Source organism: Arthrobacter sp. NyZ413 (assembly GCF_049390645.1).
Taxonomy (GTDB): Bacteria; Actinomycetota; Actinomycetes; order Actinomycetales; family Micrococcaceae; genus Arthrobacter.
This window is the reverse complement of record NZ_CP155434.1, coordinates 3,298,536-3,325,363: the sequence shown is the minus strand read 5'-3', so window position 1 is coordinate 3,325,363 and position 26,828 is coordinate 3,298,536. Positions and strand designations below refer to the sequence as shown.

The window sequence follows — 26,828 nt, the reverse complement described above, 5'->3', positions numbered from 1 at the left end:
TTATGCGCCGGGGGAGTGCGCGGGATTGTCCTCCAGGTCCGACGCCTGGTTGTCGAGGATGGCGCCCGCGACGAGCATCGCTTCCTGGGCGGCGTTGTCGCGGATGGCCTCGAAGAGGTCGTCGTGGCTGTCGTGCTCCGATTCCGCGGCCCGGTGAAGGCCTGCGGTGGAGGTCCATGACCCGTCGATCGTGGCAGCGAGCGAGCCGTAGATGCCGGCCAGGAGTTGGTTGTGGGCGGCCTCCACCACGGCGCGGTGGAAGTCGATGTCCGCCTCACGGAAGCCGTCGTCGTCATTCGCTTCCGCCGCGGCGCGGCGACGGTCGAGTGCGTCCTGGAGCTTGTCGAGGTCGGCTTGGTCCCGGCGCTGGGCGGCCAGCGCGGCGGCCGGCACGTCGAGGCTGCGTCGGACTTCGATCGCTTCGAACGGGTCTGCGCCTTGGAAGCCTTTGCGCAGGGCGACTTCCTGTTCGTCGACGGCGGCAACGAAGGTGCCGTCGCCTTGCCGGGTCACGAGGAGTCCGGCGTGCACCAAGGCGCGGAGGGCTTCCCTGAGCGGAGCCCGGCTGAGGCCCAGCGCTTTCCCGAGTTCGGGCTCGGGAGGAATCCGGTCTCCGAGGCCCCATTCGCCTTGTCGAATCCGCAGCCGGATGTCGTCAATTGCGTCGTCGACCACGCTGCGTCGGCCGTTCACCGCCATGGTGTCCTCATTTCTGAACATGCCGGACCTGTCCCGGGCGAGCCCGAGATGGGTCCGCCCCAACTCTTTACCGCATCATTCTGGACCCGTCAGTGTCCGGTGACCCTTCCGCTGGCGTTTATGAAGCGTCTCACATCCGATCGGGAAAATCCACCCTTTCGTAAGACGTCTTACGAGTGTATCTTTACCACCATGACCCAGATCACACAGCTGCTCCCTGATACGCGGCTCCCGGGCACCGGCGATCTGCCGGCGACTCGCCTCGGGGTCCAATTCACCCGATACCCCGGCTACGAAGACCGCCCGCTGCAGGATTCGTTCCGGGCCGCCGTCGACGACGGCTTCACCCTCGTGGTCCTCAACAGCATCGCTGCGGAACTTTCGGCGGGGGCCACCACAGACCTGCGGGACGTCGCGGACGCGGCGCGGCAGGCCGGCGTCGAACTCCAGCTAGGCCTCGGCTGCGCCGGACCGTTCGGCGACCCCGCGACGGTGCGGGAAAGCCTCCTTGAAGCCCTGCTTTGCGGCACGGAACTCGGGATCAAGGAATTCTTCGTCTACACCCGGTCCGTCCGCGAAGGCGCGGAAGAAGAAGGACGGTTCCTTGACCACCCGGCGCAACTCCGGCTCATCCGGGCGAACCTCGAGGCACTGGCTTCAGCCGCGCTAAGCGCGAAGGTGCGCATCAACGTGAAGACCCACGAAGACCTTGCGTCCCCGGAAGTCCTGGCCCTGGTCCGTGAGCTGGATCCCGCAGTCTTCGGGATCGGGCTCGACGTGGCCAACCTCGTGGTCCGCGGTGAAGATCCCGTCGATGTGGCCCGCGCGCTTGGGACGCACGTCAGGATGACCCACTTGGAGGACGCTGTCCTGTTCCCGGTGGAGGAAGGCTACCGCCGCCGCCTGAGGGCAATCGGCGAAGGCGTCTTTGATTGGGACGGGATCCTCCGGAACTTGCTCGACGCCGGGGTGCGCGACTTCACCCTCGAACAACACAGGGGGAAGTTCGATACCCCGGTCTTCGACCGCTCATGGTTCGACCACGAGCCGCATCTCAACGCGGCGGGCCTGGCGCAGGTGGCCCGGCTCGGCGTGGCGACGCACGACGGCGTGGCGCGCGGCCGTTTCCCGGCGCTCGCCGACTGGGACGAAGAACCCGGCGCGGCCGAACGCCGTCGCCAATTGCTCCACAGTGCCTCCACCCTGCGGAGGCTCCTCACATCGATCCGCGCCGGTGCGAACGAACCGGCTCCGACTCAACCAGGAGAGGAAAGACTTCCATGACAGCTGTTGCTGCCCCACAGATCGTTGCCCCGGCGAAGCGCAAGACCTTCAGCAGTTTCCTCCGGCGGGACCGGACCTTGACCCTGACCCTCGCGCTGCTGGCCGGACTCATTGTGGCGACCCTGCTGGGTCCCTTGGTCTGGCGGATCCAGCCCGATGCCATCAACCTCGGAGCCGTTCTCCAGAGCCCCAGTTGGGGGCACCCGATGGGCACTGACGATACCGGTCGCGACGTGCTTGCCCGCGTCCTGGCCGGTGGACGGACCTCGATCCTCGCAGGCCTGACCATCGCATTGATCGGTGCGGTTGTTGGATGTGTCGCTGCGCTCCTGGCGGGATCCATGCGCGGATGGGTGGACACCCTCTTCACCTGGCTGACCAACTCCATCCTCTGCTTCCCGGCCATCCTCCTTGCGATGGCCATGGCAATGGCCCTGCAGCCGGGCGTCACCGCAGTGGTCATCGGGCTCTCGCTGCACTCCTTCCCTTGGTACATGCGCACGCTGCGTGGAGAAGTAATGCGCCTGTACGGCCAGGACTTCATCCGGTCGACCACGGCATTGGGCGCGCACCCCGCGCGCGTCCTGTTCCGCCACGTCTTCCCGCACCTCATTCCGATCATGATTCTGCAGATGGCCGCCGTCTTCGGTGCCGCCGTTCTGTCCCTGGCGGCTTTGGGCTACCTCGGCCTGGGAGCGCAACCTCCCACCGCCGAATGGGGAGAAATGATCACGGACGGCCAGCAGTTCTTCCTGACCGGCCAATGGTGGATCGCGGGCTTCCCCGGCCTGGGCCTGCTCCTCGCCGTCAGCCTGACCACCCTGATCGCGGACCGGGCCCGGGAAGTCCTGGACCGCCGCGGCGAATTCGTCCAGGCGAAGTGAGGGAACGTCGATGATCCGCAACATCCTCAAGCGACTTGGCGTGGCACTGGCCACGGTCTTCGGAGCCTCGGTCTTTGCCTTCGTGCTCCTCCGCAAGGTTCCCGGCGATCCGGCACGCGCAATCGCCGGCGACGGCGCCACCGACGAAGCCATCGCAGCATTGCGAAAGTCAATGGGCCTCGACGACAACATCTTCGTCCAGTACGGGAACTACGTAGGATCGCTGTTCCGCGGCGACTTCGGTTTCTCCTACAGCACGGGCAACAGCGTGGGCACCCTCCTGGCCCAGCGCTTGCCTGCCACGCTCGAGCTTGGCTTGCTGTCTGTGGTGTTCGCGATTGCGGGAGCAGTCATTGCCTCAAGCATCGCCGTCTACTCCCGACGCCGGTGGCCGGACAGGTTCCTCCGCATCAGCTCGTCGCTGGCAATGGGCTCGCCGCCGTTCTGGATCGCCCTGCTCGCCCTCCTGGTCCTCTCGATCCAGCTCGGCATCTTCCCCGGTCCCGAAGGCCGCCTTTCGCCCGGCGTCCTCCGTCCACCGAACGTCACCGGAATGTTCACCGTGGACGCCGTGATCGCCGGACAATGGGGAACCTTCGTCAACGCCGCATGGCACCTGATCCTCCCCGCGATCGTCGTCGCGCTCGGTCCTTTCGCTTTCCTCAGCAGGCTGTACCGCAATCAGCTTCGCGGAACGCTGCGGGAAACCTTCGTCACTGTGGCCCAAAGCCACGGCCTGCGCAGGTTCCCCGTGTACGCCCGGCACGTAGCCCCGCACGGTTTGCTGTCACTGCTTCCCGCGGCTTCCCTGCTGTTCGCCGACCTCCTTGCCGGCAGCCTGCTGGTGGAGAAGGTGTTCGGATGGCCGGGAATCGGCTCGATGACAGCCGACGCCATCATCCAGAAGGACTTCGCCGTGGTCCAGGCAGTGCTCCTGCTGGCCGCCATCCTCTACGTGGTGGTCAGCCTCGCGGCAGACCTCATCATGACCGCGGCAGATCCCCGAACCCGAGTAGGAGCCCGCTGATGTCGCACACCAACGCACTTTCCTTTCCTTCTCCGAATCCCTCAACCAGCACGGCACCGGGCACGGCCACCGGCGTGAGCCAAGACCGCGGCGTTGTCCTGCAGGTCAAGGGACTGGTCACGGATTTCCACACGGCATCGGGAACCGTCCACGCTGTACGGGACGTTTCCTTCGACCTCCACAAGCGCCAGCGGATGGCGATCGTCGGCGAATCCGGATCCGGAAAGTCCGCCCTGGCCATGTCGCTTGTGGGGCTCGTCCCGCAGCCAGGCCGGGTTTCCGGCGGGAGCGTCAAACTCAACGGGACCGAAATGGTCGGCCTCGACGACGCCGGGATCTCCAGGATCCGCGGCAAGGACATCGGCCTGGTCTTCCAGGACCCGATGGCCGCGCTGGATCCCTTGAAAACCATCGGGAGCCAGTTCGTGGAAATCATCCGGGTACACCAGGACGTTTCCGTCAAGGCGGCACGAAAGTTGGCCTGTGACCTCCTCGGCGAAGTAGGCGTCACGGATGCCAAACGCCGCATTGCCGACTACCCGCACCAATATTCCGGCGGCATGAGGCAGCGCGTCCTAATTGCGATGGCCATCGCCAACGACCCCTCGGTAGTTATTGCCGACGAACCCACCACGGCCTTGGACGTCACCACCCAGGCACAGGTGCTCGACCTCCTCGCGAAGATCTGCGACGAACGCGGCAACGCCTTGGTGATGATCACGCACAACCTCGGGATCGTCGAGGAACTCTGCGACAGCGTCAACGTCATGTACGCCGGACGCTTCGTCGAGTCCACCAGCGCCCGGGCACTCTTCGAGTCAGCGGCCCACCCCTACTCCAAGGCGCTCCTGGACTGCGTCATCGACCCCGCCACCACCAAGCGCGGTGCGTTGCCGGCCATTCCTGGCTCGCCACCGGATCTGTCCATCGACGAACCCGGGTGCCCCTTTGCCGCGCGGTGCCCGATCGGCCGGGACGAACCGCGGTGCGCAACGGAACGCCCGGAGTCACGCGCCCTGGCGAGTGGCGCCGTCGTACGCTGCCACTTCGCCAGCGACATTCCAGGAGATGAAGCATGAGCAACCCAGCCACGGCCCCGCTCTTGCGGGTAGAAAACCTGAACAAGTCCTACGGCAAAGGCGTCGGTTCCCGTCACCGGGTCCAGATCCTGCGGGACGTCTCCTTCGAACTGCGCCGGGGGCAGACCCTCGGCCTCGTCGGCGAGTCCGGCAGCGGTAAGTCGACCACGGCCGCGTGCGTCATGGGCCTCACCGGGGTGGACAGCGGGTTGATCGAGTTCGACGGCGTCAACCTCACCGCGCTCTCGAAACCGGAAATGCGGCGCATGCGCAAACGCATCCAGATGGTGTTCCAGGATCCCAACGGCTCCCTCGACCCCCGGTTCACTGTGGCCGACCTCGTTGAGGAACCGCTGATCATCCACGGCGTTACGGATGCGACCGAGCGCGCCCGCCGTGTCGCCCAAGTGCTGGACCGCGTCGGGATCACGGTCAAGCAAGCCCAACGCTTCCCGTTCGCGTTTTCCGGCGGCCAGCGCCAACGGATCGCGATCGCGAGGGCACTCGTCCTGAACCCGGACCTCGTGGTCCTGGACGAACCGGTCAGCGCTTTGGACGTGTCCATCCAGGCCCAAGTCCTCAACCTCCTCAGCGACCTCCAGGACGAGCTCGGCTTGACCTACTTGTTCATCGTCCACGACCTCGCGGTAGCGCGCCTCATGAGCCACAACATCGCCGTCATGAACGCCGGCCGCATTGTCGAGGCCGGGACATCGGCGGACGTTTTCGACAACACCAGCCATCCCTATACCCGCGCGCTGCTGGATGCGGTTCCGGGCGCTCGCCGCCGGGCCGCGTCCCTCGCGGCTGCCGCGCCCGCCCTCGCCACGGAAGGAAAGTGAGATGAGGAAGCTACCCACTCCGCGCGCCGTGATAAAGCGCACGACGGCGGTACTCGCCGCGATCGGCCTGCTCGCCTTGACTGGTTGTGCCGGTCCGGGCAATTCGGCGGCCGCGTCGAACCGGCCGTTCACCGTGAACTGGGCGACGACGCTCACCAATATCGACCCCGCCTTCGTTTGCGCCGGCAACGAGAACAGCTTCGCGAGCAACTTCTACGCCCGTCTTGTGGCGCTCGACGAAGACCGGCAAGCCGACGGAACGTACGTGGCCAACACGGATCCGGGCCGGGTGAAAGGGGACTTGGCTACGTCATGGACGGTATCTCCGGACGGAAAGTCCTACACCTTCTCCCTGCATCCCGGAGCCAAGTTCGCGAACGGTGACCCGCTCGATGCCGCGGCCGTCCAGTACTCGATCATGCGCAACCTGACCATCGGCGGATGCGGTTCTTTGGGCCTGCAAATCGGCTTGACGGACCCGCCCTTGATCAAGGGCGTCGTAGTGGTTGATGCCCAGACGGTGCGGCTCGATTTGTCCCGCGCCTACCCGGCCATCCTGGTCACGCTTGCCCAGAGCCGCGGATCGATCTACGACCCCAAGGTCATCAAGGAACACGGCGAAGACAAGAAGGGCGTGCCGAACCAGTGGCTCGCCGCACACACCGCGAGCAGCAGCGGGCCCTACGTCCTGGATGAATATGTGGCCAACAACTATGCGGTGCTGAAGCGGAACCCCAACTACTACGGCAAGGCCGCCAAGGAACCGGTGGTCCGCGTCAACTTCATCACCTCCATTCCCACCCTTATGCTGCAGGCACGGCGCGGGGAATCCGATGTGACGCTGGGGCTGCCGCCGTATGTGGTCCATGAGCTGAGCCAAGACGATTGCTGCAAGGTGACGTCGGCGCCGGCCTTCGCCCCGGTGACCGTTTCGTTCGACAACTCGTCCGGGGTCACGTCCAACCCGAAGCTGCGGGAAGCGCTGAGCTACGCGGTTCCGTACGACCAGATCAAGGCAAGCGTGGCCTACGGCTACGCGGATACCTACTACGGGCCGTTCGTCCCCGGCACCCCGGGATTCGACCCGCAACGGTCGGCCGCCCGTCCCCTCGACCTTGATCACGCCCGGGCCTTGGTGAAGGAATCAGGCCTGGTGAATCCGCAGATCGACCTCATGATCAACCCGTCGTCGCCCGGAGTCTCCACCCTCGCCACGATCCTCAAGGCCTCGTGGCAGGAGATCGGGGTGACGGTCAACATCGACTCCCAGACGCCCACCGCTTTTGCCACGAAGTTCAACACGGGCAAATACCAATCGGCGTTGCTGTTCGAGAGCGCCGGAGCGGTTGCCGCCTACGAGCTCCGGAAGAAGATGACATGCGGCAGCAGCTTCAACAACCAACACATCTGCATCCCGGGGACGCCCGAGCTCATGAAGAAGCTCGACGCGGCATCGGACCTGCAGGCACAGCAGCCCTACATCAACGCCCTCGTGGACGCCTGGCGGGCCAATTCACCCACGATCATCCTCTACCGGGCGCAATTCACCGCCGTGCTCGCGCCCTCGGTGAAGGACTTCGACTACTCCTCGTCCACCACTTTCTACAACTGGGGACGCTGAACATCCGACCCCTGGCAACAAGCGCGCCACGGGTGACCACCATAATCACGAAGAACCAACGAAGGACATGAAAATGCGAATTGGTGTTGACGGGAGCAAAATTCCCCACGAGGCGGACGACTCGGCGATCCGTATCCTTGAGCGGGCCCACGGGATGGGAATGGAAGGCGTGTACTTCCGCAGCGTCGTGGATGTTTCCCCGACCCTGGACCGCGGCTACCTGACCGAGGTCCGCGAATGCGCGGAATCCCTCGATCTCTACCTCCAGATGGGCCTTGCCAAGGTCAATCCCTATGCTGCGTCGGAAGCTCCCCACGTCCGCCGGCTCGGCGACGGCGACTACACGCGCGGAATGGTCAAGATGATCGAAGCCGCACACGAAGCCGCCGGCGTGACCGACCTCTGGGTGGCCTGCGCCAACTACCAGCGCGGATTGCCGGGCTACTACGTCTTCGACCGCTTCCGGACCGACGCGCCCTGGGCCGACCAGCTCGTGGCCATCGAGAAGTTCCTGCGGCTCCTCGCGCCGGTGGCCCGGGACCATGGCGTCCATTTGAACATCGAGACCCACGAAGAAATCACGAGCTACGAAATCGTGCGGCTCATCGAAGCAGTGGGCGACGACGTCCTTGGCGTGACGTTCGATACCGCCAACGTGGTGGTACGGGGCGAAGACCCGGTGGCCGCGGCCCGCCGGGTGGCGCCGTACACCCGCGCCACGCACTTGCGGGACTTCGTCCTCGGCGAGCAGGACGGCGTTTTCGGAAGGGTCTTCGCGCCGATCGGGCAGGGGTCGATCGATTGGGATGCCGTCCTTGGCATCCTGTATGCGGAAAACCCGGACCTGCCCCTCTCCATCGAGAACGCCGGACCCACGTTGCACTTGCCGATCGGCCTCGACGATCCCGAATGGATTGCCAAGCACCCGGACCTGGACCCCCAAGAGGTGGCGAGGATCCGCGAGATGGCAGCGGAATACGCCGAACGCGTTGAACGCGGCGAAGCCCCAAGCCTCGACGCCGTGCGGGCAACACCATACGATGGCGCACACTTTATCGACGTCTCTGCGGCGGCCCTGAGGGATGCGCTGTCCCGGATCGGCGCCACGGTCTAGCCCTAGCCCTGATGGGCCCCACCTCGCCCGGCCGGCCAACCCACAGCCGGGCGGGGAGGGGCACAATAGGCACATGGCGTCCAAGATCACTGATGTGCCGGGAATCCGCGTGGGACATGTCCAGCGGATCGGCGACGGCTGGCTAAGCGGAGTGACGGTGGTCCTCCCGCCGCCCGGCACCGTTGGCTCGGTGGACGTGCGGGGCGGCGGGCCCGGTACGCACGAGACGGACGCCCTCGACCCCACCACGCTGGTGCCTACTGTTGACGCGGTGGTTCTCACCGGCGGGAGCGCCTTCGGTTTGGTCACGAGCCGCGGTGTCCAGCGTTGGTGCGAAGAACATGGGCGGGGCTTCGCGGTTCCCGGGGGAGTCGTGCCCATCGTCCCCGCCGCCGCCATCTTCGACCTGGGGCGCGGAGGCGACTTCGCCGCCCGGCCGGACGAAGCAATGGGCTACGAAGCGGCAGCCGCCGCTGCCGCCTCAGGCGAGAGGGCCGACGTCGGACGCGGAACCGTGGGTGCCGGAACCGGCGCCGTGATTGCCCGCGGCGCCTTCAAAGGGGGAGTGGGCACGGCTTCGATTCCGCTGGATGGAGGAGTTGTGGTCGGGGCGCTCGCCGTGGTGAACGCACTCGGCAAACCCGTCTCGCCGGGCGACAACGCGGAAGTCCTGCCGCCCGATCTTCCGGCCGGGCCTACCGCCCTGAACACTACCCTCGCCGTCGTCGCCACCAACGCAGTCCTCGACCCGGCCGAGTGCAAGCGGACCGCAAGCGCGGCGCACGCCGGCCTCGCCAGGGCGCTGAGCCCTTCCCATACACTCGCCGATGGCGACACCGTCTTCGCGCTGGCGACGGGCGCCGTCGGGCTTGACCGCAGTTCCGAACAAGCCCGGCAAGTCTCGCTCATCACCCTCCAAAGCGCGGCGGCAGAAGCCGTTCGGCTGGCCGTCCTCAACGGCGTCGCCTCCGCCGGTCCGATCACGACGCCGGCCGGTACCTTCCCTGCCTACGGTCCCGTCCAGCCGTGATCCGGTGCGTCCTCGGTGCCGTCCCCGGTGCCCGGAGGATGACACCGGGCGGTGGTCTGCGTTAGCATGAGCGGATTTAACATTCGCGCCGCATTGGCGTAGTGTTGTCTGTTGGTTGTCTGCATTGCCACGCCCATTTAACAAGTCGCTTTGACCTGCCCGATGGAGTAGCGCGTTTCGGACTGCCAAAAAACCAAAAAACGTCCGCGGATTTCCGGTGCCCAACTGGGACTGCGGCAAACAACAGTTAGCGGAGGATATGGCCAAGAAGGACGGGGTCATTGAGATCGAGGGCGTTGTGACCGAGGCGCTGCCCAACGCGATGTTTCGTGTTGAGCTCACCAACAAGCACATCGTTCTCGCACACATCTCGGGGAAGATGCGCCAGCACTACATCAGGATTCTCCCTGAGGACCGCGTAGTGGTGGAGTTGAGCCCTTACGACCTCACTCGTGGTCGTATCGTCTACCGCTACAAGTAATTGCTGGGCGGCATCTTGGCAACAAGGGCCGCTCTAGCCGACCACCTGCAACACGCAAAGGAACGCCATGAAGGTCAAGCCGAGCGTCAAGCAGATCTGCGACAAGTGCAAAGTGATCCGCCGTAATGGCCGGGTCATGGTGATCTGCGAGAACCCGCGCCACAAGCAGCGCCAGGGCTAATTCCCTCACGGGAAGTAGCGCCCGCGAGGGCAACCTGGGTTGCTAACCCACGCAAGTAAATAAAGGCAGCACAAGCTGAACTGGGACGTATGGGCCTGGACAGCTAACCCCCGGTCGGAGGCTGGGGCCGCACTGAAAGTGCGGGTGTACTGCCTACGACCTCCGGTTTATCAAGGAGTACCGCCACTATGGCTCGTCTCGCTGGCGTAGACATTCCCCGCGAAAAGCGGCTGGAAATTGCGCTTACTTACATCTACGGCGTGGGGAAGACCCGTGCACACGAAACCCTGGCTGCCACCGGCATCAGCGCTGACGTTCGCGTCAAGGACCTGACTGACGCCGAACTGGTCCAGCTGCGTGACTACATTGAAGGCAACTACAAGGTTGAGGGTGACCTTCGCCGCGAAGTAGCAGCAGATATCCGCCGCAAGGTCGAAATCGGCAGCTACGAAGGCCTGCGTCACCGCAAGGGCCTGCCCGTACGCGGTCAGCGTACGAAGACCAACGCTCGTACCCGCAAGGGCCCGAAGCGCACCGTCGCCGGCAAGAAGAAGGCCGGACGCTAGAAATAGCCTCCAGCTTTCCCCGAACAACTTTCTGTAGGAGAAACAATGCCCCCGAAGACTCGTGGCGCCGTACGCAAGCCGCGTAAGAAGGACAAGAAGAATATCGCGCTTGGCCAAGCGCACATCAAGAGCACTTTTAACAACACCATCGTGTCCATCACGGACCCGACCGGTGCTGTGATCTCCTGGGCTTCTGCCGGTGAGGTCGGATTCAAGGGCTCCCGTAAGTCCACCCCGTTCGCCGCCCAGATGGCTGCCGAAGCTGCTGCAAAGCGCGCCCAGGAGCACGGCCTGCGCAAGGTTGACGTTTTCGTCAAGGGACCGGGATCCGGACGCGAGACCGCAATCCGTTCGCTGCAGGCCGCTGGCCTCGAGGTTGGCTCCATCCAGGACGTCACCCCCAGCGCCCACAACGGATGCCGCCCGCCGAAGCGCCGCCGCGTCTAACTGGTTTCCCCGGCCAGTGCCGGCCGGGTCCGCGAAGCAGTCGAACTGCGAACCGGGCCCGGCCGGTCTGGCCGGAACCAAGCCGATTTCCACCACCTGTGTTGCGTCATATAGCGGATGCTCGCCGAAAGGAAACCTAAGTGCTTATTGCACAGCGCCCCACTCTGTCTGAAGAAGTAGTATCCGAGAACCGCTCGCGTTTCATCATCGAACCGCTGGAACCGGGCTTCGGCTACACCCTCGGAAACTCCCTCCGCCGTACCCTGCTCTCCTCCATCCCCGGCGCCGCTGTCACCAGCATCCGGATCGATGGCGTGCTGCACGAGTTCACCACGGTTCCCGGTGTCAAGGAAGATGTCACTGAGATCATCCTGAACATCAAGAACCTGTCCGTGTCCTCCGAGCACGACGAGCCGGTTGTTGCTTACCTGCGCAAGCAGGGCCCCGGAGTCGTCACCGCCGCGGACATCGCTCCGCCGGCCGGCGTCGAGTTCCACAACCCGGATCTGCACATTGCCACGCTGAACTCGAAGGGCAAGTTCGAACTCGAACTGACCATCGAACGCGGCCGCGGCTACGTTTCGGCAGCTCAGAACAAGTCCGGCGACTCCGAGATCGGCCGTATCCCGGTCGACTCGATCTACTCGCCGGTCATGAAGGTGACCTTCCGCGTGGAAGCCACCCGTGTTGAGCAGCGCACCGACTTCGACAAGCTGATTGTCGACGTCGAGACCAAGCAGGCAATCGCCCCGCGCGACGCCGTTGCTTCCGCAGGCACCACCCTGGTGGAACTGTTCGGTCTTGCACGTGAGCTGAACACCGCAGCTGAGGGTATCGAGATCGGCCCGTCGCCGACGGACGCTGCCTTGGCGGCGGACATGGCACTGCCGATCGAGGACCTGGACCTTACCGTCCGTTCCTACAACTGCCTCAAGCGTGAGGGCATCCACACCGTGGGTGAACTCGTTGCCCGCTCCGAGGCTGACCTGATGGACATCCGCAACTTCGGTGCGAAGTCCATCGATGAGGTCAAGGCAAAGCTGGTTGAACTGGGCCTGTCCCTCAAGGACTCCCCTCCCGGTTTCGACCTCGCAGCCCGCGCCGCAGCCATCGAAGAGGACGACGCCGCGTTCAGCGACGACGAGCTCTAACAAGCAGATCTTGGCCGCCGAGTCCACGTTCGGACCCGGCCGGCCTTCATAACAGGAGAAATTACTATGCCTACCCCCACTAAGGGTCCGCGCCTCGGAGGCGGTCCGGCTCACGAGCGCCTGATGCTCGCGAACCTGGCAGCATCGCTGTTCGAGCACAAGCGCATCACCACCACGGTCACCAAGGCCAAGCGCCTGAAGCCGTACGCTGAGCGCCTCGTGACCTTCGCCAAGCGCGGCGACCTGTCCTCCCGCCGTCGCGTGCTCGGCCTGATCAGCGACAAGGGCATCGTCCACGAGCTGTTCACCGACATCGCCGGCGCCGTTGCCAACCGCGAAGGTGGCTACACCCGCATCACCAAGATCGGCAACCGCAAGGGCGACAACGCTCCCATGGCTGTCATCGAACTGGTTCTTGAGCCGGTTTCCCCGAAGCAGGCCGTCGTTGCCGAAGCCACCAAGGCTGCTGAGAAGGCTGCTCCGGCTGCTGAAGAAGCTGCTCCGGCCGCTGAGGAAGAGGTTGTTGAGACCGAAGCCGAAGTTGCAACCGAAGCCGCTGAAGAAGAGGCTGCCGAAGCTGAAAACGCCGAGGCTGAAGAGGCTCCCGCCGCTGACGAAACGAAGTAATTCGCTGAATTCTTCACAGTAGACTTGGGTCTATGAACGAACAAGAACCCGCTGCCCCCGTTTTGGGGGGCGGCGGGTTTTTGCGTGTCAGGCTGGATCTTTCGTACGACGGCGGACCGTTCAGCGGGTGGGCACTGCAGCCTGGACTTCGAACCGTGCAGGGTTGCTTGGAGGAGGCGCTGGAGCTGATTGTGCGCCGTCCCGTCCGCGTCACTGTCGCCGGACGCACCGACGCCGGTGTCCATGCCCGCGGCCAGGTTGCGCACGTGGATTTGTCCGAAGCCGAGTGGAGCGGGCTCACTCGTGGCCGCGACTTCGACCCTTCGGCGACCCTCGTCAGGAGGCTGCGCGGGGCGCTGAGCCGGGTGCTTCACGACGAGACGGGCGCCATTGAAGTGCACGACGCCGGACTCGCGCCGGACGGTTTCGACGCCCGTTTCTCCGCGTTGTGGAGGCGTTACAGTTACCGGATCGCGGACGGGGCAGAGCGTTGGGATCCGGTGCTGCGGAGGCTGACGCTGTGGCACAAAGCGGCGCTGGATGAACGGGCCATGAACGCCGGGGCTGCTGCGCTTTTGGGGCTCCAGGATTTCCGGGCCTATTGCAAGCCTCGGGAAGGGGCTACCACAATCCGGGAGTTGCAGCGCTTCGAATTCTCCCGGGGCAGCGATGGTGTGATCGTTGTTTCCGTCCAGGCCGACGCCTTCTGCCACAACATGGTTCGAGCCCTGGTTGGTTCGGCGTTGCGGGTGGGGGAGGGGCTGGAGCGTCCGGAGTGGCTGCATGAGCGCTTATTGCTCGGTGTGCGTGACGCGAAGTCGGTGCTGGCAGCGCCGCATCCCTTGGTCCTTGAGGAAGTCGCCTACCCGTCCGACGCCGAGCTGCACGCCCGGGCCGAACTGACGCGGGCGCGGCGGGAGTAGTTTTTTGGCGCGGGGCCGGGGCCGGGGCTCCGGGCCGGGGCTCCCTCGTCGGGTCTCAGGGCCGTCGGGCCCGGACGCGGGACGACCCCCTCCCGGCTCTGGGTACCGCGGAGGGGGCCTTGGTGACCGGCCGCGATTCTGGGTGTCACGGCAGGTCGGTCAGTAGCGCCCCAGATGCGCTTGGTTTGGAAACAGCGGCTAGAACGCGCCCACAAAGTTGTTGATGACGTTGATTACGGCCGGACCCATGATCACGAGGAAGAGCACCGGGAGGATGCACAACATGAGGGGGAAGAGCACCTTGATCGGAAGCTTCATGGCCCTTTCTTCAGCGCGCTGCCGACGCTTGACGCGCATCTGCGAGGCTTGCGTCTTGAGTACGTTGGCAATCGCGATTCCGTAGGTGTCGGCTTGGACGACTGCCCGAACAAAGCTTCGCAATTCCGGAACATCCGCACGGTTTGCCAGAGCCTGGTAGGCCTCCTTGCGGCTGCGTCCGGCCTGCATGTCCTGCAGCGTGCGCAGGATTTCCGAGGCCAGCGGACCGGAACCATTCTGACCTGCCCGCGACATCGCGGCCTCGAATCCAAGGCCAGCCTCCACTGAAATCAGCATCTGGTCCAGCGTGTTCGGCAGTTCCAACTGAATGGCTTCCTGGCGCTTCGCGCCACGGCTATGGATCATCACATCGGGCACCATGTAGCACAGCGCAACGACAAACAGGTACAGCAGAAAGCCCGGGCCGCTTGGTGCACGGAGGAAAAAGAAGAGACCGAGAATTCCGACGAAAAGCGCAAGTGCCGGCTTTGCAATCAAAAGGCGTTCCAACGGCATTCCGGCCGGACGACCTGCACGTGCAAGTAGCTTGTCCAACCAGGCAACGTAGCCTTTGGGCGTGATCCGTCCCCCGAGTTCCTTGAAGGGGATTCGCAGCGCCTCAGACCCAGCCTGCTGAAGCCCGGCGCTCCGGCTCAAATTCGTTCGGACGGTAGCCAGCCCGGCACGGTCTATCGAAATGAAAGACCAAACCATTCCCGCGACAGGAACGACGATCAGTACAACAAAAAGCCATGCGATAGGACTCATGACGGCTCCCTAGAACTTGATCTTGACGACGCGGCTGAGCCAGAAGGCCCCAAGCCCTAGCAAGATGACGGCTGTGACGACCATGATCCAACCCAGAAGGTTGGAATACAGCAATCCGATATATTTCGGATTTGTCGCGCTGAGGTACAAAAACATGCCGACGGGCAAGGCAATGAGGATATACGCTGAGAGCCGGCCTTCGGCGCTCAGTGCGCGTACTTGTCCTTTAACCTGCGCCCGCTCACGGATCGTTTCCCCGACATGGTCGAGAACGTCTGCCAAGTCGCCACCGACTTCCCGGTGGATTTCGATAGCCTGGGCGGTCCAAACAAAGTCTTCACTGTCCAGGCGACTGGCGGCGTCGCTCATCGAATCCTTCAAGTCACGACCAAGACGTGTTTCAGCGACCATTCGTGCGAATTCGTCCCGGGTGGGGCTTTCGGCTTCCTGCGCCACAGCATCGATGGAACGGAGCAGGCTGTGGCCTGCGCGCATGCCACCCGAGAGCATTTGAAGGGTGTCACCCAGTTGCAGTTCGAACTTTGCCCTACGCCGTGATGTCAGCACACTAACCACCAATTTGGCGGCAAAGGGTGCAGCAATGAGCAGGAGCAGACCGAAGAGTATTCCACCGAGAATGAATCCGACAATTCCGGCGACGAAGGCGGAACAAATGACCAGCAATATGTAGTCAGCAGGCTTCATTTTGATGCCCGCTTTTTCCAAGGTCATGCGGGTACCGGATGAGCGGGTTTTCCCCACAGCGTTATCAACGAAGGCGACTGCCGATGTTGTGACTTTGGTGAGTGCTGATGTTTGGACTGCATCCGCCGGACGACGCCGGGACAGGGCAATGCCTGAATTCCGGGAACCAAGGAATGCGAAAACAACGATGCAGAGGGCCAGGAACGCGAACAGGACACCTAGCGCGAGAAACATGGGATTCGTGGGACTCACCTTATTCCACCGCCCATCTGCAGGGAACCGAAGATGGCAGGCGAAATCTGGATCCCCAGATCGGCGAAGTGGTCGACGAAACGAGGCCGCACTCCAGTCGGAACCGGACGTCCCAGGAAGCGGCCGTTCGCGTCAAGTCCGGCTGAGTAGTCGAAGGTGAACGCGTCCTGAAGAGTAACGATGTCTCCTTCCATGCCTTGAACTTCGGTGACATGTGTCACGCGACGGGTCCCGTCGCGCAAGCGGGAAATATGCACTATCAAGTTGACGGCCGACGAGATCTGTTCACGAATGGCCCGGAGGGGCAGGTCCATCCCCGCCATCAGGACAAGGGTCTCCAAACGCGCTATTGCATCTCGCGGTGAGTTGGCGTGCACGGTGGAGATTGAACCGTCATGGCCGGTGTTCATTGCTTGAAGCATGTCGAGGGACTCCCCGCCGCGAACCTCACCAACCACAATCCGGTCTGGCCGCATGCGAAGTGAGTTCCGCACCAGGTCACGAATGGAGATTTCGCCTTTGCCTTCGATGTTTCGCGGCCGGCTCTCCAAACGGACAACATGTTCTTGCTGTAGTTGGAGTTCCACAGCATCCTCGATCGTGACGATGCGTTCGTCGGCTGGCAAGAACGATGAGAGAACGTTGAGCAGCGTCGTCTTTCCGGTACCAGTACCGCCGGAAACGATGATGTTCAGTCGCGCCTGGACACATGCGTGCAGCAGCTCCGCCATCTCAGGGCTCAGAGTACCGAGCCCTATGAGATTTTGGACGGTCAGCGGTACCCTTCCAAATTTTCGGATGGTCAGTGATGAACCGTTTACGGCAAGGGGCGGGATAATTGCATTCACGCGTGAACCATCGGTGAGGCGGGCGTCCACCAAGGGCGAAGATTCGTCGATTCGACGGCCCACCTTTGACACGATCCGCTCGATGATCTTGCGCAAGTGCTCTTCCGAGGTGAAGCGGGCGCCCGTCAAGTAGAGCTTTCCGCCACTCTCCACGTAGATGCGGTTCGCGCTGTTGACCATGATCTCAGTGATTTCTTGATCGTCAAGGAAGCGTTGCAACGGTCCCAGTCCCAAAACGTCATCGGCGATCTCCTGGACAAGCCTTTGCCGTTCTGCCGAGCTAAGGGGAATTTCGTCCTCGTCGATGACGGCACGGAGCTCGTCCTTGACGAATTGATGAAGCTCGGCCTCATCCATGTTTGTATCCGAAATGCGTGCGCCCATGCGCTCGTACAGCGCTTCACTGGTGCGTTCCTTGATTGCCGTGAGCGCTTGACTGGTCTCATCCGAAGAAGGTCCAGAATCACTTTGAAATGGAACCTGTTCCGCGGTTGTTTTCGGGGGGGACCACGGATCACTCAGAGGGTTTGTCGCGGTGGCAACGGGCTCGACGCCGCGTGCTGAGTCGAGACGCTTGGAGAGATTCACTGGACTACCGCCCTTCGGTGCAATTGCTTGTGAGGCCGGGCTTCCCAGCCCGGCTTAAACCGATCAACCAACTTTCGGAGGCCTTTGGCAGCGGCGTCCTTGGAACCGTCCTGAAGTAGCGGCACACCCTTGTTCGTTGAGAACGGCAATGCCCTGGAACGGGGGAGCGCGACATCGACGGGGCACCCGATTGTCGCTTCAACGTCAGCCAAAGAAAGTCCGCTGCGCCGGTCGGCGAAGTTGAGCACCACGTGACGGTTCCGTGGCAGAAGCCCAATTTCGTCGAGGACTTCAAGGCCTGTCCGCAGTCCCTTGATGCTGGGTATGTCCATTCCGCATACCCAGACGACATCGGAGGCGCGTTCGAGCGTGGCCAGCACGTGTTCACCGAGACCGGGTGCCGTGTCCACAACGACGTACTGGAATTCGTTGGCTAATTGCTCCAAGAGATGCCCAACTTGATCGGCCGAGATGTGCTCGATCTGGGTCGGATTGTGCGGTGCGCAAAGTGCGTAGACACCTGCCGGGTGGACGGAGAGGTACGACTTCAAGACCATGCTGTCCTGCACGGCCGCACCAGTCACAGCGTCAGCAATTGTCTTCTGCGGTTCAAGCAGGAGGCCGGATGCGACATCGCCGAACTGCAGATCAAGGTCGGCAATGACCACTCCCATACCGGCGAGTTTGCCAAGTCCCACGGCCAGATTTGTGGAGATCGTGGTTTTCCCGACTCCGCCTTTGGGGGACATTACAGCGATTACCCGACCACCAGGACGCTCTCCTTCAACGGTCGCCCCCAATCCGCGTCGACGACCGGCTGCCGCGAGGCTCGCGCGCTCTAGCAGAATGCGGATCGTGTCAACTCCCGAGTCAGCAGGAAGCAAATCGCGGATTCCCGCCCGCATGGCCGGAAGCGCCACTTGCGTCTGGTCGTCAGCTACAAGGACAACGCTGATCTCCGGGTACTGCAGATCGAAGAGGCTTGCCAATCGGAAGGCGTCGTCGAGTGCCAGCCCGGGACCGAGAATCAGCACTTCCAGCAACTCGCCGGTGAGGACCCGAAGGACGTCGTCAGGGCTTGGCGGCAGGTAGTCGGCTGCGATGGACTGAACCTCACCATGCATGCCGGCAGTGGCTTGCCGGACGCGCCGTTCAAAATCAGCGTTTGGAGTGATTACCAAGAAGCGGCTCATTGGATGACCTGGGCTTTCTTGATCATCACCGTTTGATCGTCGGTCGAATTCGCCGACTCCTTGGTCAGCCAAATGTCGCCGTATTTGGCTCCAAAAGCGATCTTTGTGGAGTCCACGGAATCCCGGGCCAGAGTGACGATGAAGTCCCCGTCCGGAACCTGTGTGTTCGTTTGTTCCTGGCCGGACTGGCCTTGCGTGCTCGATTTCGACTGCGAAGCTGCCCGTTGAACACTTGTCACTAGTACCTTGTGGAAGACCATCTGTGCAGTGCCGCCGGCTGAGCCTTGGGCGCCGGAATCATCGAGCAGTACGACAACGCCAACTGTGTCTCCGGCAGCGATTCTTCCGCCTACGACGCGCTGGGCATCAAGGTGCAACGAGATTTCCTGCAAGCCGGCGGGAACGGGAACGGAGCCCGGTGCAGCGAGGCTCGTCGGATCCACCATCCGGGCTCCCAGGAGGGCTTCCCCAGGAAGCAGTGCGACACTTGTCACTTTGCCATCGAGCCCGTCCAAGTTCTTGAGCGCACCGTTTGGAACCGATGCTGCGGGCAGCGAAGTCAGTTTGACCGAGTCTTTGACTTTCTGCAGGTCAGACCCAGCCGGGACCTGACTTTGAACGACCAGAACATCCACGGGTTGGAGGTCTTTTTGTGCCCGTGCTTCCGATCCTTGTACGTACGTAACCAGTAGCAATGTGCCGGCAATTGCCAAGACGATTGCAACTATGCCTCCCAGTAGGCGAGTTTTCACTTTACTTTCCCCTTAGTGTGACTATGGAGTGTGATCCCAGAAGTGGATCTCTATTTGGAGAGGTGGATGTCTAAGGTGCCGAGGTCCTGTCCGGATCCTCCTCCACCACCCGCGGTGCCAATTGTTTGGTATTTGATGAATTGTCCGATGATGCAGCGATCGTTACCGCTGCCGCAGGACAAATTCGAATTGCCCAAGTCGGAAGTTGTGTTGTGGTACGCGTAGGGGCTGCCATTATTGCCAAATTTCCAGCCCACGATATTGAACGTGGCGTAGCCGATAATGTGGAACGTTCCCGTGTTTCCGCTCCCGGTTGCCGTGTCGAACACTGGGAATAGCACTTTTACGGTTCCACCCCCGTTGAGCGTGTCGACCCATCCTTGGAGGACTGATTGGCATCCGCTTGGGAAGTTGTTGCCCGGGTCTGAACCGATGCTCGAGCTGCCGGCCTGTGTGGTGGCGTAGCAAGGAGAACTTTGGGTCAACCATCCCCACCCACCGGGAATACTGTGACCCGAAGCGTTGGTGCAAGTGATTCCGGGCTTCCAGGAAACCTTTTGCAGGTCACCAGTGGGCGCGGATCCACTCAAATCCCAACAGTTGTCGGAAAATGCAAGCGGGAACGCTCCGCCATTGCTTGGCGGACTCCACGTGGCCTCGGCGGAAGCTTGGATGTCGGTGGTTTGAATTCCGAGTGCACGAGCAAACGTCAGGGAAAAATGATTGTTTCCTGACGTGTCGCGTGACTGGGTTGTGACGTCCACTGTCCGAGCTCCCAGATTGACAATGGCGCTGGGGACGTTGGTGACGCCGTCCAAAGCGTTGTTTCCTGCCAAAGTTGTCGCAGCGGCAACTGGGCCGGCACAGTCTGACGATGTTGCGTCCTTGGCGCAGGCCTGGGCGATTCCCAGAGCTGCGGCGTCAGCACCGTTTTGGAGCTGCGCATGTTCCGAGTACATGGAACCCACATCAATCGCAAAAGCCGCCATGCCGAGGAGTACGACCATGAGGAGCGCCGTGAGGGGCGCGACGACGCCACGTTCGGGGTCGTCTTGCTTTAGCCGCCACATCGCATAACCCCTTTGCCTTGAAGGCTGAGTTGGGATGGCATTCCCGGCACAAGTCCGGGGAACCCCGTCATCCACGGAGTGCTATACGCCACCGTGACGACAACATTGCAGGGGTTCGAACCGACAGATTGGACGCTGATGTTCGACTCTGACAGAGGGACCGACGGAGCCGCAGCGACTCCGGCATCTTGGGCGGCTGTCACGCTGTAGCCGGCATCTGTTTGGTGGATTGACGCGTACCGGGCAGCCTCACGGGCAGCTTCAGTCAACGAGACCTGGATATTGAAACCCCGCCCAAATTCGAATATTCCGAGCACCAGCACTAGGAAAATCGGAAGGATCAAGGCGAACTCGACTGCGACAGCACCGGCCTCGGATCTTGACTTCTTTTCGGAGTGCATGTCCAGCGGCTTTACAGATTGTCGACGACAGTTTGGAATCCGGCCTGAACTTGCGGTCCAAGGAGGGCCACGGTTCCAATGATGACCGCCGCGATCAAAGCGACGAGCAGACCGTATTCGACGGCAGTTGCTCCAACTTCAGACTTCCGGAGCTTTTGGAATAACTTGTTCATCGTGCTTCCCCTTACAAATAGTCCGGGCCGGCCTCGCCTTGAGGAATTCCTCGGCGTGACCGGCCCGGGGTTGGAGATCGTCGAGCTAGAGCTTGCCGGAGATGGTGTTGAAAGCCGTGTTGATTTGACCACCCAGAGCGGCGACGACAGTGACGATTACTGCGGCGATCAGAGCGACAAGCATGCCATATTCAACAGCGGTTGCACCCTTCTCCGAAGACGTAATGCGGTCCTTGACGCCGGCGACGAATGCAATGACGGAAACCATGAGAGCTGACATTGGAAAAACCCTTCCCAGATAAAGTGAATTTGTCTACGAACTCCGTCCGCTTCTATATCCCGTTTAGCGGTTCGGTTTTCGATATGACAAGAATTGCCCCTGGGAGGGTTAACAAACAATGCGTAGTGGTACTCGTCTTTTCGAGACGGCTCAGTGCTAACTACTCGAAGAGGCTCGCTCGGGTACTCGGTTTTTCTAGCTAAGTACTACGTAGACACCTATACGCGTGTGGTTCTTGGGGTGCGGGATGAAACTGAGATCAGCCTGGGGCGTCAGGCGAAGAGCAGGACCACTCCAATTGCCGCGGCGAACATCGACGGGCCGTGGGCCACTTCTGAAGGCTTGATGCCGCGCTTCACCCGCAACAGGACGACCGTCACTACCCCACCCACCACGAACCCCAGCAGGCCCCCGTAGAACACATGGCTCCAGCCCAAGTAGCCCAAGTACATTCCGAGTGGTGCTGCGAGCTTCACGTCGCCCATTCCGAGGGCTCCGGGAGAAATTAGTCCAAGAATGAGGTAGCCAAGGAACAAAAAGACGCCCCCCAAGGCCGCTCTGAGGAGTCCGGTCCAGTCCGGAGCCAGCGCAGCGGATGTGGTTAGGAGGACGAGGCCGGCGGCAAGCAGCAAAAGGACGAGCGGATTTGGCAGCAAATGGTGCGTTATGTCCAGGCGCGCAAGCTGCACGGCAAGGACCCCAAAGAGGAGGTATGCCGGCAAGTCCGGCGAAAATCCGAGGCGAAGCGCAAACAGAACGAAGAGAGCAGCCGTGACTAGCGCCGTCGTTATCCTGGCTGCAAGGGAGGGCAGGCCGCCGAGGCGGGGCATGAACCGTGCAATCAGCCACTCGGAGACAGGACTCAGCAGCAGTCCCAGGAGGCCGAATGCAGCTACGAGGAAGGGCTGGGAGGCAGATAGCGTCACGTTGTCTCCTACGGTTCGGGTGCGGGCCTGGTTGATCCCGGTGTATGCCAGCCTATTTTGACCGGGTGACCCCTTCGCGCTATTCTTGATAGTCGTTGTGCGTGTCCTATCTCGATGACACATGCCCGCTTGGGGATCCAGTTGCAGGATCGTTAACCCGAGAGGCATATCGGGACCTCGGGATGACTGGTACATAGAGTCCTCACCTCTGCTCCGGTAGCGCATACCTAGTAGGAGCCCGCTTTTAGCGTGGTGCCTAAAACATGAACGCCAGAACAAGAACGAGGCAAAACCGTGCGTACGTACACCCCGAAGCCCGGCGATATCAACCGCCAGTGGCACGTCATTGACGCCACCGATGTTGTCCTTGGTCGTCTTGCCAGCCAGACCGCAACACTGCTGCGCGGAAAGCACAAGCCGACCTATGCGTCCCACATGGACATGGGCGACTTCGTCATCATCATCAACGCCGAGAAGGTAGCCCTGACCGGCGCCAAGCTGGAGCAGAAGCGCGCTTACCGCCACTCCGGCTACCCGGGCGGCCTGACCTCCGTCAACTACGCGGAACTGTTGGAATCCAACCCGGTCCGCGCCGTTGAGAAGGCCATCAAGGGCATGCTCCCGAAGAACTCCCTTGCTGCCCAGCAGTTGAGCAAGCTCAAGGTCTACCGTGGCGCTGAGCACCCCCACGCTGCGCAGCAGCCGAAGACTTTCGAAATCACCCAGGTCGCCCAGTAGTCCTGGCCACCAACCAACTTTTTTATACAAGGAGAATCGTGGCTCAGAACGAAGAACTGACCGCCGAAGCCTTCGAGGCTGAGGAAAACCTCACCAGCTACACGTCTGAAAGCTCGGCTGCCGAAGCCGCGCCGAAGAAGGAGCGCCCTGCCCTGACCGTTTCCGGTTCGGCTGTAGGCCGCCGCAAGGAAGCCGTTGCACGCGTTCGCGTCGTGCCCGGTACCGGCAAGTGGATCATCAACGGCCGCGAGCTGTCGAACTACTTCCCGAACAAGCTGCACCAGCAGGACGTCAACGAGCCCTTCAAGATCCTCGACCTTGAAGGCGCTTACGACGTCATCGCCCGCATCCACGGTGGTGGCCCCTCCGGCCAGGCTGGTGCCCTGCGTCTCGGCATTGCTCGCTCGCTGAACGAGATCGACGTCGAGAACAACCGTGCAACCCTGAAGAAGGCCGGCTACCTGACCCGTGACGCTCGCGTCATCGAGCGTAAGAAGGCCGGTCTCAAGAAGGCACGCAAGGCTCAGCAGTACTCCAAGCGCTAAAGACGCTTCTGGACGCTTCAAGCGCCTGGAGAAGGCCCGTTCCGCCGGTTTGGCGGGACGGGCCTTTTGCATCCCCTGATTGACCCGCCGGTAGGGAGGATCTAACGGGCAAGGCTGTAAATGGATGTTCCATCGACAATTTCAGCGTGGAAATTGTCCTCGACCCAGTGCACAATGCGCGCTGACTCTCCTCTACCTTCCGAGGTCAAGGGTGGAAGGGTCTTGATAATAAAGAATCCCACCTTCCCGTAACGGACCATGCCCTGAAACTGTTCCAGCGTGGGAAAAGGATCTGTGCCGTCGAATCCGCCTATCGCCAAGACCGGTTGGGAACTGTCGAGTTGGTAGTTGGCGGCGCTCTCGGATCCAACCACAGCACCGGCCCAGCGCGCGGAAGGTGGGGGCGACTTCAGTTTCTCGATTATGTCGGGTGCTGGCACGTCGCCGAACATGACCTCGGTAAAGGCTGGTGGCGTCCCTGGCGGCAGGGTGGAACGGCTTGGATCGTCCGTCCGAATGCCCAATATGCTTGGCCCTGCGACCACTCCAGCCCCAACGTGAGGGCTTAATACTGTGTTCACTGACCATATGGTCGGACCGATGAAAAGCGTCACACCAACTAGTAAGAGTGCCCCGGTTTCGTATTTTTTGCTGATGGGTGGAAGCACGGCAACAGCGACAGAGAGGGCGCCGAAAACTAGGAGAATTGGGGGAAGTAAGGGGAATTCCGATATCGATCTTGACGCTGAAACGTAACCCATGACCAGACTCGCGGCTAAAACTAGCCCAGCCAAAATGCGGACCGATACTCTGCTGAGACGCCGTGCAAAATACGTTGTGCTAAACGCCGCCAGACACGCAAGCGACGGCACGGTGGAGATGGAGTAGTAGGGATGCACGATACCGGACATCATGGCCAGGACCGTAGCTGAACAAACGAACCAAGTGGAACATAACACCAGAAAGGTTCGTTGGGCGGATGTACCACGACAACGGATGAGAAGAAGCAGCGCTATCACAAGACCGGCGATTGCGAGAGGAAGAAACCAGCCGAACTGTCCGGACATTTGTGGTTGAAGGAATCGGGTTATCCCAGGATCGAGCTTTGTGCTCAGAAATGCGTTTGCCCCGGACATTGTGCGACTGGCATCCTCACCAGTCAGGCGATCCAGTCCGTTGTACCCCAACGTCAGTTCCCAGAAGCTATTGGACCTCGAACCGCCGACGAAAGGCCTCTTAGCGGGATCGGCCGTTTGGGCGACCACGAACCACCAGCCGAACGTCACGATCGCGGCGAGCAGCCCTCCAGCCAAATGGAGAAACCTTCGATAAATCGGTTGTCGGGAGAAAAAGAGATAAGCCATGGCGATCGCGGGCAAGATAAGCGCGACTTGGAGTTGCTTTGTAAGGAAGCCTGCGCCCACCATCGCTCCGGAAGCAATGAGCCATCGAAGCCTGTTTCTGTCTATTGCTTCTAGCGCACAGTACGCGGCCCCGATCATGAGCAGCGTTAGAAGTGCATCCGGGTTGTTGTACCGGAACATCACTGTGGCCACAGGTGTTATCGCAAAGAAGAGTCCCGCGAGCAAGCCGGTTGCGGCATCGGTACGCTTTCGCACCATGCGGTAGAGCAGGTAGACGCTGAGGACGCCCATTAGCGCTTGCGGAACGAGTATGCTCCAGGAATTCAGACCGAATAGCCGCACTGAGACCGACATAATCCACAAGGACATGGGGGGCTTGTCGACGGAAATGGCGTTGCCGGGATCTGAGGAGCCGTAGAAGAACGCCGTCCAATTGTCGGCTCCAGACATAACCGCAGCAGAGTAGAAAGAGTTCGCCCATCCATTGCGATCGAGTCCCCACAAGTAGAGAACCGACGTGACTGCCAAGAGTCCAACAAGCGCGGCCCGTTCCCAAGCAGGCGTCGCCGAATCAGTTCCTCGAAACCAACGCAAAACGGAAAATGGTAGGTCCTTGAAGCCGCTCGGTGCGGCCGCCACGGCAGGCCGGCTCGATCCCGTGCTCATACCGCCAGCTTTGGCGTTCTCGCACCCCTGCGCTCTTCACTTCGCCGCACCCGGAACACCCAGATCCGGAGGAGGACGAAGCGCAGCAGCGTTGCCAGTACATTCGCGCCGGTCAGCACCAGCAACTCGTTACTAGGTGAAGCATCCTGGTGGATTGCGTGAAGCAAAAGCAGGGACGAAGACGTAATACCCCAGGCTGCCATGAAGACTACGAGCCCTTGAATCTGTTGAGTGAAGAGCCGCTCGGGACCGTGGATTCTGAAAGTGAAGCGGCGGTTTGCCGCTGTGTTCGCAATGGCTGTCACCAGCAGCGCGAGGAAATTCCCTTGCTGCGCGCCAAACGGTCCTTGGAATAGCAGGTAGAGCAAAGCAAAAGCGAGGGTGGAAAAAGCCCCGATGATTCCAAACCGGACAACTTGGCCGAAGAAGCTCGGACGCGCCGGTGCAGCGATTGGCCCGCGTCCGAGTTCGGCATATATCGCCTGCAAGGGGATTGCGCCTTTCATGATGGAGCCGGCTACGCGAATGATGCCTTTGACGTCATCAATGGCCGTTTGGCGGATATCCACCCTGCTGTCCGGGTCGTCGATCCAATCGACAGGAATTTCATGGATCCGCAGTCCTGCCCGCTCGGCCAATATCAGCAACTCCGTATCGAAGAACCACCGGTTGTCCTCAACGAATGGCAGGAGACGATGGGCGACGTCGGACCGGATCGCTTTGAAACCGCATTGGGCATCGGAGAACTGAACCTGCATGGTCCGCTTGAGGAGCAAGTTGTAGCTGCGGGAAATGAACTCCCGTTTAGGTCCGCGAACCACGCGGGAAGTGCGGCCGAGCCGGGTGCCGATGCTGATGTCCGAGTGGCCGGAAAGAAGCGGAGCAATAAGGGGGTGCAAGGCTGCCAGGTCCGTCGACAGATCCACGTCCATATAGGCGAGGACTTTTGCCTCGGAAGATGTCCACGTGTCGCGGAGCGCGTAGCCCCGTCCCTTCGTTTCAAGGCGCCGATAGCCAACATTCGGGATCTCTTCGGCGAGCTTCCGCGAAATAGCGCCGGTAGTGTCCGTACTCGCGTTGTCAGCTATCGTGATTTTCCAGCTATACAGGAATTCCTGGGACAGGTATTCGGCAAGCCGGCGGATGCTTCGTTCGAGTATGGCGGACTCGTTGAAAACGGGGACAACTATTTCAATCGCCAAGCCCCCAGAGCTAGGTTTCATGGGGCAATCGTAGGGATTTGTTAATGTCCATTACTAGAGTGGAGCAAATTCCGCAAGTCGGG

Annotated in this window: 30 protein-coding genes; 17 read left to right on the top strand and 13 right to left on the bottom strand. The window is 61.7% G+C overall.

All coding sequences use genetic code 11. The features are described 5' to 3' along the window. Window positions 1-720 (bottom strand): FadR/GntR family transcriptional regulator, encoded by a 720-nt coding sequence (locus ABCW42_RS15505; RefSeq protein ID WP_423182047.1) that lies wholly within the window; start codon window positions 718-720, stop codon window positions 1-3. A gap of 171 nt (window positions 721-891) precedes the next feature. Between ABCW42_RS15505 and ABCW42_RS15500 the strand changes: the two genes are divergently transcribed. From ABCW42_RS15500 to ABCW42_RS15430, 15 genes are all read left to right on the top strand, one after another. Then, the gene (locus ABCW42_RS15500) at window positions 892-1,983 is read left to right on the top strand and encodes a sugar phosphate isomerase/epimerase family protein (protein ID WP_423182046.1); all 1,092 of its coding nucleotides are present in this window, start codon (window positions 892-894) and stop codon (window positions 1,981-1,983) included. Then, window positions 1,980-2,867, top strand: a complete 888-nt coding sequence (locus ABCW42_RS15495) for an ABC transporter permease (protein WP_423182045.1) — start codon at window positions 1,980-1,982, stop codon at window positions 2,865-2,867. The genes ABCW42_RS15500 and ABCW42_RS15495 overlap by 4 nt, the downstream gene beginning before the upstream one ends. Window positions 2,868-2,877: 10 nt before the next feature. Continuing rightward, window positions 2,878-3,894: an ABC transporter permease gene (locus ABCW42_RS15490; RefSeq protein WP_133202352.1), complete on the top strand. Its 1,017-nt coding sequence runs from the start codon at window positions 2,878-2,880 to the stop codon at window positions 3,892-3,894. Beyond that, window positions 3,894-4,973, top strand: a complete 1,080-nt coding sequence (locus ABCW42_RS15485; RefSeq protein WP_423182044.1) for an ABC transporter ATP-binding protein — start codon at window positions 3,894-3,896, stop codon at window positions 4,971-4,973. The genes ABCW42_RS15490 and ABCW42_RS15485 overlap by 1 nt, the downstream gene beginning before the upstream one ends. Next, the gene (locus ABCW42_RS15480) at window positions 4,970-5,815 is read left to right on the top strand and encodes an ATP-binding cassette domain-containing protein (protein ID WP_423182043.1); all 846 of its coding nucleotides are present in this window, start codon (window positions 4,970-4,972) and stop codon (window positions 5,813-5,815) included. Before ABCW42_RS15485 ends, ABCW42_RS15480 begins: the two co-directional genes overlap by 4 nt. Before the next feature lies 1 nt (window position 5,816). Further along, window positions 5,817-7,436 carry an ABC transporter substrate-binding protein gene (locus ABCW42_RS15475; protein ID WP_423182042.1) on the top strand — a complete coding sequence of 540 codons (1,620 nt, stop codon included), beginning with the start codon at window positions 5,817-5,819 and terminating at the stop codon, window positions 7,434-7,436. Window positions 7,437-7,509: 73 nt separating this feature from the next. Beyond that, a complete protein-coding gene (locus ABCW42_RS15470) occupies window positions 7,510-8,550 on the top strand; it encodes a sugar phosphate isomerase/epimerase family protein (protein ID WP_423182041.1) in 1,041 nt (346 codons plus the stop codon). Window positions 8,551-8,623: 73 nt separating this feature from the next. Further along, window positions 8,624-9,580 (top strand): P1 family peptidase, encoded by a 957-nt coding sequence (locus tag ABCW42_RS15465; protein ID WP_423182040.1) that lies wholly within the window; start codon window positions 8,624-8,626, stop codon window positions 9,578-9,580. Window positions 9,581-9,839: 259 nt separating this feature from the next. Next, window positions 9,840-10,061 carry a translation initiation factor IF-1 gene (gene infA, locus ABCW42_RS15460; protein ID WP_009358723.1) on the top strand — a complete coding sequence of 74 codons (222 nt, stop codon included), beginning with the start codon at window positions 9,840-9,842 and terminating at the stop codon, window positions 10,059-10,061. Window positions 10,062-10,128: 67 nt separating this feature from the next. Further along, window positions 10,129-10,242, top strand: a complete 114-nt coding sequence (rpmJ, locus tag ABCW42_RS15455) for a 50S ribosomal protein L36 (protein WP_011775570.1) — start codon at window positions 10,129-10,131, stop codon at window positions 10,240-10,242. 188 nt (window positions 10,243-10,430) lie between these two features. Continuing rightward, the gene (gene rpsM, locus ABCW42_RS15450) at window positions 10,431-10,808 is read left to right on the top strand and encodes a 30S ribosomal protein S13 (RefSeq protein ID WP_011775569.1); all 378 of its coding nucleotides are present in this window, start codon (window positions 10,431-10,433) and stop codon (window positions 10,806-10,808) included. A 45-nt stretch (window positions 10,809-10,853) separates the two neighbouring features. After that, window positions 10,854-11,255 (top strand): 30S ribosomal protein S11, encoded by a 402-nt coding sequence (rpsK, locus tag ABCW42_RS15445; RefSeq protein ID WP_133202346.1) that lies wholly within the window; start codon window positions 10,854-10,856, stop codon window positions 11,253-11,255. 140 nt (window positions 11,256-11,395) lie between these two features. Next, entirely contained in the window at window positions 11,396-12,406 is a 1,011-nt protein-coding gene (locus tag ABCW42_RS15440; protein ID WP_011775567.1) for a DNA-directed RNA polymerase subunit alpha, read from the top strand. Between the two features lie 66 nt (window positions 12,407-12,472). Then, on the top strand, window positions 12,473-13,033 hold the full coding sequence (gene rplQ / locus ABCW42_RS15435) for a 50S ribosomal protein L17 (protein ID WP_423182039.1): 561 nt from the start codon (window positions 12,473-12,475) through the stop codon (window positions 13,031-13,033). Between the two features lie 32 nt (window positions 13,034-13,065). Continuing rightward, window positions 13,066-13,956, top strand: coding sequence for a tRNA pseudouridine synthase A (locus ABCW42_RS15430; RefSeq protein WP_423182038.1), 891 nt, complete (start codon window positions 13,066-13,068; stop codon window positions 13,954-13,956). A gap of 198 nt (window positions 13,957-14,154) precedes the next feature. On the opposite strand, the gene ABCW42_RS15425 is transcribed toward ABCW42_RS15430, so the two are convergent. The 10 genes from ABCW42_RS15425 to ABCW42_RS15380 all read right to left on the bottom strand — a co-directional run bounded on the left by ABCW42_RS15425 (window position 14,155) and on the right by ABCW42_RS15380 (window position 22,230). Beyond that, window positions 14,155-15,042, bottom strand: a complete 888-nt coding sequence (locus ABCW42_RS15425) for a type II secretion system F family protein (RefSeq protein ID WP_423182037.1) — start codon at window positions 15,040-15,042, stop codon at window positions 14,155-14,157. Window positions 15,043-15,051: 9 nt separating this feature from the next. Then, window positions 15,052-15,774, bottom strand: a complete 723-nt coding sequence (locus ABCW42_RS15420) for a type II secretion system F family protein (protein WP_423182036.1) — start codon at window positions 15,772-15,774, stop codon at window positions 15,052-15,054. Between the two features lie 221 nt (window positions 15,775-15,995). Then, the gene (locus ABCW42_RS15415; protein ID WP_423182035.1) at window positions 15,996-17,435 is read right to left on the bottom strand and encodes a CpaF family protein; all 1,440 of its coding nucleotides are present in this window, start codon (window positions 17,433-17,435) and stop codon (window positions 15,996-15,998) included. Next, window positions 17,432-18,628: an AAA family ATPase gene (locus ABCW42_RS15410; RefSeq protein WP_423182034.1), complete on the bottom strand. Its 1,197-nt coding sequence runs from the start codon at window positions 18,626-18,628 to the stop codon at window positions 17,432-17,434. Before ABCW42_RS15410 ends, ABCW42_RS15415 begins: the two co-directional genes overlap by 4 nt. Beyond that, complete coding sequence (cpaB, locus tag ABCW42_RS15405; RefSeq protein ID WP_423182033.1) at window positions 18,625-19,380, bottom strand: Flp pilus assembly protein CpaB; 756 nt, start codon at window positions 19,378-19,380, stop codon at window positions 18,625-18,627. The genes ABCW42_RS15410 and cpaB overlap by 4 nt, the downstream gene beginning before the upstream one ends. 50 nt (window positions 19,381-19,430) lie before the next feature. Continuing rightward, entirely contained in the window at window positions 19,431-20,387 is a 957-nt protein-coding gene (locus ABCW42_RS15400) for a pilus assembly protein TadG-related protein (protein WP_423182032.1), read from the bottom strand. A gap of 50 nt (window positions 20,388-20,437) precedes the next feature. Beyond that, window positions 20,438-20,851, bottom strand: coding sequence for a TadE/TadG family type IV pilus assembly protein (locus tag ABCW42_RS15395; protein ID WP_423182031.1), 414 nt, complete (start codon window positions 20,849-20,851; stop codon window positions 20,438-20,440). 11 nt (window positions 20,852-20,862) lie between these two features. Beyond that, window positions 20,863-21,024: a Flp family type IVb pilin gene (locus tag ABCW42_RS15390; RefSeq protein ID WP_423182030.1), complete on the bottom strand. Its 162-nt coding sequence runs from the start codon at window positions 21,022-21,024 to the stop codon at window positions 20,863-20,865. Between the two features lie 85 nt (window positions 21,025-21,109). Beyond that, on the bottom strand, window positions 21,110-21,304 hold the full coding sequence (locus ABCW42_RS15385) for a Flp family type IVb pilin (protein ID WP_423182029.1): 195 nt from the start codon (window positions 21,302-21,304) through the stop codon (window positions 21,110-21,112). Between the two features lie 272 nt (window positions 21,305-21,576). Next, complete coding sequence (locus tag ABCW42_RS15380) at window positions 21,577-22,230, bottom strand: prepilin peptidase (RefSeq protein ID WP_423182028.1); 654 nt, start codon at window positions 22,228-22,230, stop codon at window positions 21,577-21,579. 294 nt (window positions 22,231-22,524) lie between these two features. Between ABCW42_RS15380 and rplM the strand changes: the two genes are divergently transcribed. Both rplM and rpsI read left to right on the top strand, forming a co-directional pair. Next, window positions 22,525-22,968 (top strand): 50S ribosomal protein L13, encoded by a 444-nt coding sequence (gene rplM / locus ABCW42_RS15375; protein ID WP_133202334.1) that lies wholly within the window; start codon window positions 22,525-22,527, stop codon window positions 22,966-22,968. Window positions 22,969-23,006: 38 nt separating this feature from the next. After that, on the top strand, window positions 23,007-23,513 hold the full coding sequence (gene rpsI / locus ABCW42_RS15370; RefSeq protein ID WP_423182027.1) for a 30S ribosomal protein S9: 507 nt from the start codon (window positions 23,007-23,009) through the stop codon (window positions 23,511-23,513). 101 nt (window positions 23,514-23,614) lie between these two features. Here the strand turns inward: rpsI and ABCW42_RS15365 are convergent, their stop codons facing one another. Both ABCW42_RS15365 and ABCW42_RS15360 read right to left on the bottom strand, forming a co-directional pair. Continuing rightward, window positions 23,615-25,543 (bottom strand): glycosyltransferase family 39 protein, encoded by a 1,929-nt coding sequence (locus tag ABCW42_RS15365; protein WP_423182026.1) that lies wholly within the window; start codon window positions 25,541-25,543, stop codon window positions 23,615-23,617. Then, on the bottom strand, window positions 25,540-26,766 hold the full coding sequence (locus ABCW42_RS15360) for a glycosyltransferase (protein ID WP_423182025.1): 1,227 nt from the start codon (window positions 26,764-26,766) through the stop codon (window positions 25,540-25,542). Before ABCW42_RS15360 ends, ABCW42_RS15365 begins: the two co-directional genes overlap by 4 nt. Between the last annotated feature and the right edge of the window lie 62 nt (window positions 26,767-26,828).